General features: G+C 43.8%; 9 protein-coding genes. 5 read left to right on the forward strand and 4 right to left on the reverse strand.

The window, feature by feature from the left end:
- Position 1 precedes the first annotated feature (1 nt).
- The 5 genes from RDV52_RS04890 to RDV52_RS04910 all read left to right on the forward strand — a co-directional run bounded on the left by RDV52_RS04890 (position 2) and on the right by RDV52_RS04910 (position 9,305).
- Positions 2–997, forward strand: a complete 996-nt coding sequence (locus RDV52_RS04890) for a YqiA/YcfP family alpha/beta fold hydrolase (protein WP_004366734.1) — start codon at positions 2–4, stop codon at positions 995–997.
- The gene (locus RDV52_RS04895) at positions 994–4,353 is read left to right on the forward strand and encodes a DEAD/DEAH box helicase (protein ID WP_004366733.1); all 3,360 of its coding nucleotides are present in this window, start codon (positions 994–996) and stop codon (positions 4,351–4,353) included. The genes RDV52_RS04890 and RDV52_RS04895 overlap by 4 nt, the downstream gene beginning before the upstream one ends.
- A gap of 236 nt (positions 4,354–4,589) precedes the next feature.
- Positions 4,590–6,056, forward strand: a complete 1,467-nt coding sequence (locus RDV52_RS04900) for an ATP-binding protein (RefSeq protein ID WP_004366731.1) — start codon at positions 4,590–4,592, stop codon at positions 6,054–6,056.
- Positions 6,057–6,976: 920 nt separating this feature from the next.
- Positions 6,977–8,017 carry a phosphate acetyltransferase gene (gene pta, locus RDV52_RS04905; protein WP_004362973.1) on the forward strand — a complete coding sequence of 347 codons (1,041 nt, stop codon included), beginning with the start codon at positions 6,977–6,979 and terminating at the stop codon, positions 8,015–8,017.
- Between the two features lie 82 nt (positions 8,018–8,099).
- Positions 8,100–9,305, forward strand: coding sequence for an acetate/propionate family kinase (locus tag RDV52_RS04910; RefSeq protein WP_004366729.1), 1,206 nt, complete (start codon positions 8,100–8,102; stop codon positions 9,303–9,305).
- A 116-nt stretch (positions 9,306–9,421) separates the two neighbouring features.
- Here RDV52_RS04910 and RDV52_RS04915 read toward each other — a convergent pair whose 3' ends face one another.
- The 4 genes from RDV52_RS04915 to RDV52_RS04930 all read right to left on the reverse strand — a co-directional run bounded on the left by RDV52_RS04915 (position 9,422) and on the right by RDV52_RS04930 (position 14,563).
- Complete coding sequence (locus RDV52_RS04915; RefSeq protein ID WP_115098571.1) at positions 9,422–10,600, reverse strand: IS4 family transposase; 1,179 nt, start codon at positions 10,598–10,600, stop codon at positions 9,422–9,424.
- A 615-nt stretch (positions 10,601–11,215) separates the two neighbouring features.
- Positions 11,216–11,980 carry a UDP-2,3-diacylglucosamine diphosphatase gene (locus RDV52_RS04920; protein ID WP_004366726.1) on the reverse strand — a complete coding sequence of 255 codons (765 nt, stop codon included), beginning with the start codon at positions 11,978–11,980 and terminating at the stop codon, positions 11,216–11,218.
- 34 nt (positions 11,981–12,014) lie between these two features.
- Positions 12,015–12,335: a metal-sulfur cluster assembly factor gene (locus RDV52_RS04925; RefSeq protein ID WP_004366725.1), complete on the reverse strand. Its 321-nt coding sequence runs from the start codon at positions 12,333–12,335 to the stop codon at positions 12,015–12,017.
- 203 nt (positions 12,336–12,538) lie between these two features.
- The gene (locus RDV52_RS04930) at positions 12,539–14,563 is read right to left on the reverse strand and encodes a M13 family metallopeptidase (RefSeq protein WP_004366723.1); all 2,025 of its coding nucleotides are present in this window, start codon (positions 14,561–14,563) and stop codon (positions 12,539–12,541) included.
- Positions 14,564–15,032: the final 469 nt, after the last annotated feature.

Here is a 15,032-nt window from a genome sequence, read left to right on the forward strand (position 1 = left end):
AATGGAAAATCAATACAGAAAGACTTTCCCTGACTTGATGGTGAACAAGAAACTTGTTTACGTGCACGGCTTTATGTCGTCAGGGGCTACACACACTGCCAAAATACTGCAAGAGTATATGCCACAGTGCACAGTCATCGCCCCCGACCTACCTATTCACCCCGAGGAAGCAATGGAATTGCTACGGAAAATACAAGCCGACGACCGCCCCGACATCATTATTGGCACGTCAATGGGTGGTATGTACACCGAGATGCTGTATGGTACAGACCGCATTTGTGTGAATCCTGCTTTCCAAATGGGCTCTACCATAAGCGAAAGCAACATGCTTGGCAAGCAAGTGTACCAAAATCCACGCAAAGACGGCGTACAGGAGGTTATCGTAACAAAGGCATTGCAAAAGGAATACAAGGAAATGACAGAACGTTGCTTCTCTGCCGTAACGCCCGAAGAGCAAGAAAGGGTGTACGGATTGTTTGGCGACGCCGACCCCATTGTACACACTTTCGACCTATTCCACCAGCATTACCCGCAAGCAATCTACTTTCACGGCGAGCACCGCCTCATCGAAAAAGCCATATTTCACTACATTATGCCTGTCATTAGATGGATTGACGACAAGCAGGAAGGGCGCGAACGTAAAACCGTATTCATCGATTGGGAAACGCTGAGCGACAGTTACGGCAAGCCAAAATCGTCGTTGCACAAGGCATACGAGTTTCTACTCGACCACTACAATGTTTATTTCACTGTGCCAGCACCCACCAACAACCCAGCGGCTTTAACGGAAATGCAGGCATGGATAAGCGATGTTTTCAGTGCTCCTGCGTGGAACCGCACGCTCTTTGTCAATCAACCGCAATTCCTTCTTGGCGATTACCTCATCAGCACGTATAGCAACGAGGATTTTATGGGAACGGTATTGCCATTTGGCAGCAACGAGTTTAAAACGTGGGAAGAGGTCATTACCTACTTTGAACGATTGGGCGGACAATGACAGAAGGCACTACAACGGCTCAAGAACTATTCGAACGAGTGTTGGAAGTTATCGAATTTCCCGATAACCGCCCCGACTTGCAAAACCATTTAATGCACGAAACGCTTGTGCTGGCTTGCCACGAAGGACTGAAAGGAACACGGCACGGATTTGGAAACTTGTCTTCACAAGTGGATTCGCTTTGCAAACAGCACCATATAAAGCCGCAAGACACCGTCGCAATCCACTTGATGCGCCGCCACAGCAACTCCGTTGCCCCCATTCTGCACAACGATTTGCTCTACGATTGCAGGGCTTTGGCACTTTTTATCTCTGCCGTTTTCAACACGCCGATACCTTCTTTCCTTGTCGGAAAAATCCCGACGGAAGGCCGCCGTACGGCAAATATACAGATTGCGAACTACAAATACATTCGCTGCACGGTGCAATCGTGGGACGACAAATACATAAAAGTAAATGTACTGAACCAAGAATGTGGTGAAGAAGAGGTGCTGATAGACTATATCAACACCCCTGAGCACATTGATTTGAGCTACATTCGCAAGATTTTGTGCGAGGGAATGCAACTCAATCTCTTAGATTGCAATGTTACACGCAAGCGCATTGTGCCACGCATTATTGTTGTAGAGCCCGACTTCCTTGTCGATATTTCGTCGATAGCAAACTGCTTTGAGGACTACGGACACCACCCTTTATCGTTCCTTACAAACCGTTTGCAAGCCAAAACTACCTCCGCTGCAATACTATTGGGTAACTTCGCTGGTACGGCACTCGACGACATCATTAACAATCCAGACCATAACCTCAACGAAACGCTAAAGTCCAACTTCCAAAACAAGGCTTTAGACTTTGCTACATGCACCGATTTCCACCCTGAAAAGTTCAAAAACGATGGCAGAGAGCAGGCTAAGAACATTCAAGACATAGTAAATGAGCTTTTCAAAACCTACGATAGAGACAAGGCAATACTCGAACCTTCGTTCGTTTGCGAAAGTTTAGGCATTCAAGGGCGTGTCGATTTAATGACAACCGACTTCCGTTTACTTGTGGAACAGAAGTCTGGAAAGAACTTCTACATTGCAAACAACCGACTCAACAACCATGGCTCAAGATACTTGGAGAAGCATTACGTGCAGGTTTTGCTCTATTTCGGCATACTGCAATACAACTTTAACAGAAGCGCACGCACCACAAACATTCATTTGCTCTACTCCAAATACCCGCTGCCCGATGGTCTTTTAGAAGTAGAATCGCTGCAATCGCTGATGATGGAAGCCATTAAGTTCCGCAATCAGGTGGTTGCTACCGAATATTGGATAGGCGACAACGATTTCGCAAAGCTTATTCCGCACCTTACACCCAATACTTTACAAGTGGAACACAGCAACGGCGACTTCTTTCAAAGATGGATTTTGCCTCGTCTGACTGCTACTTTAGCACCGCTCCATACGCTTACACCGTTGGAAAAAGCATATTTCAGCCGAATGATGCGCTTTGTTGTGAAAGAGCAAATCATATCGAAAGTGGGTTATCAAGAAGGAATTGGCAGCAGCAATGCCGACCTTTGGAATATGCCTCTGACCAGTAAGATAGAGTCGGGGAATATATATACTGCGCTAACGATTACGAAAAAGGAACGCAGTACAAACCATAGCGGCTACGATTGCATTACTTTTGAAGTGCCAAAGCAAGGCGATGACTTCCTTCCTAACTTCCGTCGTGGCGACATGGTGTATCTTTACGCATACAAGAAGAACGAAACACCCGACATACGGAAAGCCTTTCTGTTTCGTGGCACGCTGCAAGAAATACATACCAACACGGTTGTGGTGCGCCTGAACGATGGACAACAGAACCCCGACTTGCTTGTTGGCGACCAGTTTGCCATCGAACACAGCGGTAGCGACATTGGTTGCACAACTGCCATTCAGGGTTTACACACCTTCGTTACGGCAACCAAAGAACGCAAGGAACTGCTTTTAGGGCAACGCCCTCCACGGCGAAACGCAGAAATACAGCTTTCCCGAAGTTACAATCCTACTTACGACGACATGATTTTGCACGCCAAGCAGGCTGCTGATTATTTCCTTTTAATCGGTCCTCCGGGCACGGGAAAAACCTCGATGGCATTGCAATACCTTGTAAGAGAACACGAGGGAAAGAACATTCTGCTGCTTTCCTACACCAACCGTGCCGTAGACGAAATATGCGGAATGCTTGCCGACAACGACATTCCGTTTCTCAGGCTGTCGAAAGAATATTCGTGCGACCCACGATTTACCGACAATCTGCTCACCAATGCCGTAAAAACAAATCCCACACTCGAGCATATCAGGCAAACCATCGACGCGTCCCGCATCATCGTCAGTACAACAGCGAGCCTCGCAACCCACACGGCAATCTTCAGCATCAAGCATTTCGAGCTTGCCATTATCGATGAAGCGAGTCAGATTCTTGAGCCTAACATCATCGGTTTGCTTGCTGCACACAACGAAGGAGAGCAGGTTATCGACAAGTTTATCTTGATTGGCGACCACAAGCAGCTACCTGCCGTGGTGCAACAAGACAACAACGAATCGGCAGCCGACTCGCCTTTGCTCGAAGAGATACACCTTCCGAACTGCGCCAACTCGCTGTTCGAACGCCTCATACTTACCGAGCGGGCAGCAGGGCGCACCGACTTTGTGGGCACACTGCGCAAGCAAGGACGTATGCACCCCGACATTGCAGCCTTTCCAAACACTTACTTCTACGAGCGCGAACAATTGGAATGTGTGCCTTTGGCGCATCAGACGGAACCCAACCTGCCTTACAACGAGCCAAGCGAAGACAAGACCGACGACTTTTTAAAGGCGCATCGAATGGTATTCATTCCTTCTAAATCGTGCCGAAAGCCCTACATTTCCGAGAAAGTGAATACGGAAGAGGCACGCATCGTAGCCGACCTTGTTCGCCGTCTGTACCGCCAAATGGACACGACGTTCGATGCACAGAAGTCGATTGGCATCATTGTGCCCTACCGAAACCAGATTGCGATGATACGAAAAGAGTTGGAACAGCTTCATCTGCCCGCTATCGACAAGATAAGCATCGACACGGTAGAACGCTATCAAGGTAGCCAACGCGACGTCATTATCTATTCGTTCACCATTCAGAACCGCTTCCAGTTGGAATTTCTCACTGCCAATACGTTCGTCGAAGACGGCAAGCCGATTGACCGCAAACTGAACGTTGCCATAACCCGAGCGCGCAAACAGCTCATTCTTACAGGCAACGAAGCCACCTTGCGCCAAAACTTTCTCTTCAGCGAACTGATAGATTATATCGAAAAAAGAGGTGGGAAAACAGTCATTTAGTCTTATTGACAACAGTTGCTTTTATGTCTTTTATGTTGCCAATAAGTATTATTTCTAAGCTTTCAGCATTAGAATTAAGCATGCAATTATTCATCTATTTCTTCAATATTGATAGAATAGACGCTAAAAATAGTGTTTATTAAACGCAATAGTGCCAAATAGATAAATTAAAATGCTGTTATCTTCTTTACTATGGAATATTATTTATATATTTGCAACATATAAAATGTAGGCTTATGAACTATACAGAGCTGCTTGAAAAGCAAATTACAGACCGCCTGAAGATAGACAATCCATGGTGGATAACCGATGCAATTCCACCCTATTTGAGCGAAATGAGCCCAAGAATGTATTTAGATATATTCTATCCTATCGCAATAAACAGTGGCATTAGGCGGGCTGTTGTATTGATGGGACCACGTCGTGTTGGTAAAACCGTAATGCTTTACCACACCATACAACGCCTTATTAACGAGGGCGTACCAAGCAGAAACATTATTTATGTATCGGTAGAAACACCTATTTATAATGGTATTGCGTTGGAACAACTATTCACGTTAGCCAAACAAATAGTTGGAAAGGCAGACAAAACCGACGAGAACTTCTATGTTTTCTTCGATGAAATACAGTATTTAAAGGACTGGGAGGTTCATTTAAAGTCGCTTGTAGATACTTATTACAGTACTAAATTCGTTGTTTCTGGCTCTGCGGCAGCGGCATTAAAGAAGCAAAGCAACGAAAGCGGGGCGGGACGATTTACCGATTTCAGCCTTCCTCCTCTCACATTCTACGAATACGTGCATCTAAAAGGACTGCAAAATAATCTGAAAATGCAGAAAATGGAATGGTCTTGTTACAATATTGAAGCACTCCCCGTACCTATTTCTACACAGCAATTCAACAAAGCCTTTATAGATTACATAAACTTTGGAGGCTACCCGGAAGTTGCATTAAGAACCGATATGCAGAACGACCCGGCACAATACGTCAAGCAAGACATTGTAGACAAAGTGCTTTTACGCGACCTACCCAGCTTGTACGGCATTCAAGATGTGCAAGAATTAAACTCTTTATTCACGATGTTGGCTTATCATTCGGGCAAACAGTTCTCGTACGAAGGACTTTCGCACGAGTCAGGAGTAAGGAAAGAAACCCTTAAAAAATATATTCAGTATTTAGAAGCAGCCTTCTTAATAAAGGTAATTCATAGGACAGACGACACTGCAAGGCGCTTTCAACGAGACACAGTGTTTAAAATTTACCTCACCAATCCATCTCTGCGCTGTGCGCTTTTCCAGCCTATTACAGAGAACGACCACGAAATCGGCGATATGATAGAGACTGCTGTGTATGCACAATGGATACCTCGACCAAACGTAGCAGTGAACTATGCCAACTGGAAAATTGGCAGAAACGAAGAAGGAGAGGTAGATATTGTTGGACTAAACGTTGCATTACAAAAGCCATGGTGGGCTGTAGAGGTGAAGTGGACCGACCGTTTCTTCGACCGTCCTAACGATTTAAAGTCGTTGGCATTCTTCATTGAGCAGAACAAATTGCCAGGAGCAGTGGTAACAACAATAGCACAAGCAGGAATAAAGAAGATGTCTTTCGGTGAACTTTTGTTCCTACCAACTGCTGCTTATGCTTACATAGTTGGTAGAAATACTATCAATCAAACAAAGTATTCCTTTGGATTGTAACGCATCTTAACCTATCCAGTAAGATAGTCGCAAAGAAATGCATCACTACTTTACTGGGTAAAACGAATGCAGGAAACGTCCCTTATTTTGTAAAAATAAATCTTTTAAAAGATGATGAATACGTTTTTGCGTTGCAAAAGGGTGGTTTTTGTGATGCAAAAGTGCCTGTTTGACATTACAAAACAGGCACTTTTACCGTGCGAGACAATGGGTTTTATAATACGTTGATATAGAAGCAGTTACGCAATAGGCACATACATGAAAAACATTTACATGTCGGGGAGATTGTTTTTGCACACACAATATTCCTCAAGACAAATGCAGAACAATGACCAAAAGAATACTTTCATTTCGGAAAAATAAAGTTGTAAGTTTATTAAAAACAGATACCGGCAAGCTAACCATGAGACTTTTAAATGGTGTTACCTTAACTAACGGACATAAAAAAAGGAGTACCGCCGTACTCCAACCTTTGTTAACCTTAAATCTAATACTATGAAAAACACGATGCAAAGATAGAAGTTAATTCCCAATAATAAAAATAATATCAAGGAAAAATTGCCATATTATCAGTTTTATTGATTTAAATCAATTATTCGTGATAGTTTTTGTATCTTTCATCTTCATCTTTGCAAGTTTTTTATCCTACTTGCTTGACAAAAGAATAGCAGCCAAAAGAGAAAGCTATCGCTATGTAGACAACTGTGAAAACAATTCTTGCTGCAATACAAAAATGTCCCCATAGAAGTTGTCCGTATAGCCTCCCTAACCATATATACACCATAAACTGTTGCAAACCACTCAAGAAGGACTATATTAATAAGGTGTAAAAAACAATGTTTCTTTTGGTTCTATGAGCTGAAATTGCTATCTTTGCATCGCAAAATGGATATAAAACATTTCTAAAATAAAAGTATACTATGGATTTACTTAACCAAATCATCACACGCGCTAAAGCGAACAAGCAGCGCATTGTACTTCCTGAAGCAGAGGAAGAAAGAACTCTGAGAGCTGCAGACAAGGTATTAGCCGATGACATTGCAGAACTAATTCTCATTGGAAACCCAGACAACATAAAGAGACTTGCGGGAGAATGGGGATTGAAACACATTGAGAAAGCTACCATTGTAGACCCTGAGAACAACCCACGTAGCGAAGAATATGCAGCATTGCTTACCGAACTACGCAAGAACAAGGGCATGACGATAGAAAAAGCACGCGAATTGGTAAAGAACAACCTATACTTAGGCTGCATGATTATAAAGACAGAAGGTGCCGACGGGCAGATTTCGGGTGCACTTTCAACCACTGGCGACACGCTGCGCCCCGCATTACAAATTATTAAGTGTGCTCCAGGCATTAGCGTTGTCAGCGGTGCCATGCTCATTTTGACACACGAAAAGCAATACGGAGAGAACGGCGTGGTTGTTATGGGCGACGTTGCCGTAACACCAAACCCAACAGCCGACCAGATGGCACAGATTGCTTACACTACCGCAGAGACCGCCAAGAGCGTTGCAGGCTTTAAGAATCCAATGGTAGCAATGCTTAGCTTCTCTACAAAAGGCTCTGCAAAGGACGCCATCGACAAGGCTACGGGCAAGAGTGTATATATCATTGACAAAGTTATTGAGGCTACAAAGTTGGCTAAAGAAAAGTATCCTGACCTGAAAGTTGATGGAGAATTGCAAGCCGATGCAGCTCTCGACCCGACTGTTGCAGCCAAGAAGGCAAAGGGCTCTGACATTGCAGGCAAGGCAAACGTGCTTGTCGTACCAAACCTCGAAGTAGGAAACATTGGCTACAAACTTATACAACGTCTTGGTGGAGCTACTGCCATAGGTCCTATCCTCCAAGGTATTGCACGCCCGGTAAACGACCTTTCGCGCGGCTGTTCGGTAGACGACATCTATTACATGGTTGCCATCACAGCGTGTCAGGCACAAGACGCCAAGGCATAACCGAGAGAAACAAGAGAAGTTAGAATGGGAAACAGCTCCCTAACTCCTATATCTATTTAAATAAGAAAACAGAAATTGCAGAATGAAGATATTAGTTTTAAATTGTGGTAGCAGTTCCATTAAGTACAAATTGTACGATATGGCTGACGAAAGTGTGCTTGCACAAGGTGGCGCAGAACGTGTAGGATTGGACGAAGCATTCGTAAAGGTTACGCTGAAAGACGGCAGCAAGGAAAAGATAATGCACGATATGCCCGACCATAAGGAAGGTGTAAAGTTTGTATTCCAGCTCTTGCTCGACCCAAAATACGGCGCATTGAAGAGCTTGGACGAGATTGACGCCGTTGGACACCGCATTGTGCAAGGTGGAGACCTGTTCGAAAAGAGCTGCATTGTAACGAAAGAGGTAGAGGAAGGCATAGAAAGTCTCATAGAACTTGCCCCCGTTCACAATTTAGGACACCTTCGTGGTATTAAGGCAGTAGACGCCTTGATGCCTCATACACCACAGGTAACAGTATTCGACAACGCGTTCCATAGCACTATGGAGCCTTATGCGTTCCTCTATGCAGTTCCATACGAAATGTACGAAAAGTACCATGTGCGTCGCTATGGCTTCCATGGAACAAGTCATCGCTACGTTTCTCACCGTGCATGCGAGTTCCTTGGAGTAGACTATAAGAGCCAAAAGATAATTACTTGCCATATTGGCAACGGTGCTTCTATGGCTGCAATAAAGGACGGAAAGGTTGTTGATACTTCTATGGGACTTACTCCTTTGGAAGGCTTAATGATGGGTTCGCGCTCCGGAGACATCGATGCTTCAGCCGTAACCTATATAATGGAGAAGCTTGGGAAGGCTCCACAAGAGATGGCAGACTACCTAAACAAGGAGAGCGGAGTACTTGGTATTACCGGAATAAGCTCGGATATGCGGGAAATTGAGGCTGCCGAAGCTGCCGGAAACGAACGTGCCATACTCGCATTGAAGATGTATTCGTACCGCATCAAGAAGTATATCGGTGCTTACGCAGCTGCTATGGGCGGCGTAGATATGATTGTCTGGACTGCTGGCGTAGGCGAAAACCAGATTGGTCTCCGTATTGATGCCTGCAAAGGATTGGAGTTCCTTGGCATCAAAATGGACGCTGAAAAGAACAACTGCCGCGGCGTTGAGCGCATAATCTCTGCCGACGATTCAAAGGTAAAGGTACTATTGATACCTACCGACGAGGAAATCGTGATCGCTCGCGATACTCAAGAACTGGTGTTAGAGGCTCGCAAGTAAACCGATATACATAATAGAAGGTACAAGCAAGGGGATAGACGGATTGAGATAACGTTTTCATTTACCAGTGTTTTACCTTATACAACTAGTACTGGTGCAATAAAATTGCACGGTAATTAAATATCATCAAAAAGAGATCGTTCTTTGACATATTGATTATGAGATGGAAGAGGGTCTTGCTTCGTTATAAGCTCTTTCAAGTTTACTTTTTCAAGTACTGAAATTCTTGTTAAAGTAGCCACCTCTGTTATTGAATATGGGCTTTTGTACTCATGCTTCATCTTGGCAATTAGAAGATATGTGATAATTGCAACCCACAGATGGGTGCTTACCGCATTCTTTGAAAATCCCCATAAAGTCTTGACAACAATATTTTGTTTGATCCATTTGAAGAAGACCTCAATATCCCATCTGTGTCTATAGAGATTTGCAATTTCTAATGCTTCAATCTCAAAGTTATTGGTTATGAATTCGACTTCTTTACCGTTGTCTGCATCATAGTAACACACTTTTCGGATATGTTCAGGATATAGCTTTCTGGATTTGCATGTAGTTAGGCGTATTGTAAAATCGCCTCTTACTCCAGTGCTTACATCAAAGTCTTCTTTGTGGTCTACAATCTCATATCGCATGTTGTCTTTTGGACGGCAAATCCAAAATGCACCAGCCTTATGAAATCTGTATAATGCATCAAAGTCCACATATGCCTTATCCATCATATAAAATGCAAGTGGCTCTGGCTCAATCCTATCCAGCTCGTTACTGTCATGCCATTTGCCGTCTGTAATATGAATGCTGGCAGGAATGCTTCCACGTAAATCAAGCAATGTGTGCATTTTAACTGCTCCCTTACTGTATTTACCCAAAGCCCAGGTTGCAAGCACTATGCTTGTTGATATTGTTGTGGAGTCTAAAGCATAAAGTACATTGTCAACAGATACCTCTGACAATTTTGTCTCTGAATACAATGGACGTACTTGTTCAATGAGATATTTGCCCAGTTCCTCGTATATGTGATAGTTGCGGTTCTCATTGGCTCGAGATAACGAAGAATGAGTGACTGTTTTGCGAATTCCTAAATGATACAATATATTATGATGTGCTGTCAGGCACATACATATGTCTCTTAAGGAATCACAGCCAGTAATCTGACCGAACAATAAATGTAACAGATGATTATAGCTGTTTAATTCTCTTGAATGTCTATCACCTTTATATTTCGTGACAAGTTTATCAAACTGGTAACGAGGAACAAAGTCTATGACTTGAGAGAATATGTACTTTCCAATATTCATAATCTTGCAGATTTAGGCTGCAAAATTACTCTTACCATTTCAAATCAAAAAAACTAAGAACGTTATAACTGATTAAATATCAAATCAATATAGAAGTGGCTTCAATTTTATTGCACCACTAGTATTATACAACCTTATATTCTTTCCTCTTTTAGCTCATGGTGGCGTGCCACGGCTAAAGAGGAAAGAATTATTTTATAAAGCATCGGAACTGCTTCTCTACAACAAAAAAGCTGCATAGGTTTTGTAAAACAGCCGAAGCGACACAAAGGTAGTTGCTGTAACACATCGGCAATAGACTATTCTTATGTTATAAAACGTAAAAGGTAGCTATCTCACGACAGCCACCTTTTTGACTAAACTTAATCTACAAACCTGAGTTTTTATTCTAAATGATGAATTTCATATTCGTCTTTTATCTCATCTTGATAACTTTAATACGTTCTAATGCCTTAGCATTAAAAAACTGTTTACAAATATACGCCATTTCATTTAAATGTCCAAAATTATTCAATAAACAGCCTTTTTCTTTCAACAAAACAGCTTTTAATTCAGAAAAGGCATGGCGATGAGCGTACATTAAGGTCAGTTCCAGAGAATGGAGAAGCCTTTTCTCTACAACACGCTTTCTCCTTCTACATAGTCTTCAAGGAAGGTATGCTCGCCGTCGAACACAAGATAGGTGAACTGCCATATCCAGTCGCCGAGAACAAACATACGTGTTTTGCCATTCAAAGGAAGGTCGAGCTTTATGTGTCGGTGTCCATAAACAAAGTAGTCTATGTCTTCGTGCGTTTGCATATAGTGCCTTGTGTATTGCACCAAATACTCTTTCTCTTCGCCAAGAAACGGAAGTTCCTTTCCGTCTACACGTTTCAGCCGGCTCTTCTTTGCCCATTCAAGTCCCAGCTGCATGCCCCACCACGGGTGAAAGAAGTTCAGCAGTCGCTGGCAGGCACGGTTATGGAATATCTTTCTGAGTATTTTAAACAACGGGTCGGGGTCTCCAAGCCCGTCGCCATGCGCCAGATAGAATACCTTATCGTGTATTTCGGTTGTCAAATCGCTTCTATGCAGAATTACTCCGCACTCTTCTTCCAAGTATCCGTACGTCCAAAGGTCGTGATTACCTGTGAAATAGTGCACTTCAACCCCCATGTCTGTAAGTTCGGAGAGCTTTCCCAAGAAACGTGTAAAGCCTCTCGGGACAACATATTTATATTCGTCCCAGAAGTCAAACATATCGCCCAACAAGTATATAGCCTCGGCTTTATGCTTTATACTGTCCAAGAAACGAACCAATCGGCGCTCTTGCGTTCGCCGATGTTCTACTGCCAATGAGCCAAGATGGGCATCGGAAAGGAAATAAATATTCTTCATAGTCGTACAATGGGGATTAGTTTATGCGTACAAATCAGTCGAAACCTAATTCAACACGTGCTTCTTCCGACATCATGCTCTGGTCCCAGATGGGGTCGAACACCAAGTTTATGTTGGCTGTTTCTACGCCTTTCACACCTTCAACCTTTGTTCTGACATCTTCAAATATATAGTCTGCTGCCGGACAAGAGGGCGAAGTGAAGGTCATGTCCATGTCCAACGTGCCGTCATCGTGCAGGTCTATCTTGTAAATCATGCCGAGGTCGTATATGTTTACGGGTATTTCGGGGTCGTAAACCGTTTTCAATACGTCTACAATACTTTCTTCTATCTTTGTTCTTTCCTCTTGTGTCATATTCTGTTCATTATTCTATTGAAACTGTAAAATAGCATCTAATATGTGCAAAGATAATGATTATATTTTACATTCGTATGCTATATGGCAACTATTTTCCCCATTTGGAAAGTCCCTGCGAACGGCTGCCGGCTCGGTTCGCAGGGACTTTTGTATTGCTTCAGGCAGCTTGATTGCCACCTATCGCCCATTCTTTGTCGTGCTTACCAGATGTGTGCACGCTTGTTTGCAGGTATAAAGAGCTTGTCGCCCTTCTTGATTTTGAATGCATCGTACCATGCATCGATTTCCGGAAGAGCCGCATTTACGCGTGCCATGTTGGGAGAATGTGGATCGACAGTGATGAGATACTCCAAGTATTCTGGTCTTGCGTTGCCTGCCCATACGCGTGCCCATGAGAGGAAGAAGCGTTGTTCGGGTGTGAAACCGTCCAAAGTCTTCAATGGTTTTTTCTTCATGCTGTTCTGAAGAGCACGGAAAGCGATGTTCAAACCGCCGTTGTCGCCAATGTTCTCGCCCAATGTGAGCTGACCGTTTACCTTCTTTCCGTTCACGACTTCTACCTTGCCGAAGTGGTCCACCAATACTTTTGAGCGTTCCTGGAAGTTCTTCTTGTCCTGTGCGGTCCACCAATCGCGCTGGTTACCTGTCTTGTCGAACTGCGAACCTTGGTCGTCGAAGCCGTGGCTCATCTCATGTCCGATTACGGCACCTATGCCTCCGTAGTTCACTGCGTCGTCTGCGTTAGGGTCGAAGAATGGTGGCTGGAGGATAGCAGCAGGGAAACAGATTTCGTTCGTGGTAGGGTTGTAGTAGGCATTGATGGTCTGTGGTGTCATGCCCCATTCCATTTTGTCTACCGGTTTGTTTACCTTTCGGTTCAATTCGTCTTGCAAGAGGAATTCGTCTATGTTCTGCATGTTTGCGTAGAGCGACAGTTTGTCGTCTATTTGCAGTCCGCTGTAGTCGCGCCACTTGTCCGGATAGCCTATCTTGACTATGAAGTTGTCTAACTTGTCCTTGGCTTGCGCCTTGGTTGCAGCACTCATCCATGTTGCTTCCTGTATGCGTTGCCCCAATGCTTCCTGCAAATTTTTCACGAGTCTTATCATGTGCTGCTTGCTGCTTTCGGGGAAATACTTCGCTACATAGAGCTTTCCGATGGCTTCGCCGAATACGCCTGACACCGTAGCCACGGCACGTTTCCAGCGCGGACGGTCTTGTTGCGCACCGCTCAACACACTGCTGAACTTAAAGCTTTCGGCACGGAAGGCATCGCTAAGCTGACTTGTTGCGCCCGAAATGACCTTTATCTCGGCGTAAGCTTTTAAATCGTCGAGCTTAGTATCAGCCAATATCTTCTCTACTTCGTGTATTGGCTCGGGCTGTCCAACGTCTACTGCATCGAAAGGAGGGAAGCCTGACTGCAAGAAAACGTTACCCCAGTCTATGCCCGGGAAGTTCAGCACGAGGTCGTTGTAGCTCATCTTGTGATAGTTCTTGTCTATGTCGCGAAGCTGAACGTTTGAGTAGCTGACCTTTGCTATGCGTGTTTCTATTGCCATGATGGCTTCCACCTTCTTTGCAGCAGTAGCTTCGTCGTTGCCTACCATCTTGAAAAGGTTCTTCATGTAGGTTTTGTAGGCTTCGCGAACCTTCACGGTCTGTGGGTCGTCGTTCAGATAATAGTCGCGTGTTCCCAAGCCCAAGCCACCTTGACCAATGGCTACGATGTTCATAGATGCATTGCGCATGTCGGCACCAACGCCTATTCCGAACATCATGGTGCCTTCGCCACGACGGTCCAATTCAGCTGTTACCAGTTGATATTCCTTGTTGCTTTTGACAGCAGCAATGCGGGCGAGTGTTGGCTTCAGCGGTTCCCAGCCTTCGCGGTTCAGGCGCACGCTGTCCATAAGCATGTTATAGAAAGTTCCTATCTTCTGTTCGAGGGTTCCTTTCTTCTGTGGTTTGCTTGCATATTCTAATATTAGTTCTTGAATACGCTTCTGATTTTCTTCGTAAAGGTCGGTAAACGCACCGTTGTTAGTGTGCTCTGCGTCTAATGGGTGGCTCTTCAGCCAACCGCCGGCAGCATACTGATAGAAGTCGGTTCCCGGCTTTACGTTCAGGTTCATGTTCTTTTTGTCGATGCCCGATACCTGACTTTGAGCGTTTGCAGACATTGCAGCCAGCAAGCAAGCTGCAATTAGTGTTCTTTTCTTCATGTGTTTAATTGTTATTTATATTATGTTTTTAATTCAGTGCAATATTATAAATATTTTTTATATGTGGCAAGTTTTCAGGGCTTAAAAAGCGTGTTTGCGGGCTGGTTTGCCCTGTATGAACAGACAAGATGCCTTATTTTACGTAAAATGAATGCTTTTCAAAAAGATTTTTCCACCTATTACGGTGCAGCAGATGTATGTGTGTGCAATTGCGTTTACAGTCTGTCTTTGCATTTTCTCTATGGTTAAATCGTATTTATACTATGGGGTAATCATATTTTTATAAGCATCTTCTGTTGTTATTTAAGTTTAAGTAGATAGCTATTTAATATTAAATATATAGCTACTTAATTTTAAATAGATAGTTACTTAATTTTAAGTACTACTATTTGGTACGGCTAAAACGAGACGGAACTACATGAAAAGCGAGACGGGAAGCCGAGAAAAATGTTGCGCACATGTGTTCCTG

Source organism: Prevotella nigrescens, from assembly GCF_031191185.1.
Classification (GTDB): domain Bacteria; phylum Bacteroidota; class Bacteroidia; order Bacteroidales; family Bacteroidaceae; genus Prevotella; species Prevotella nigrescens.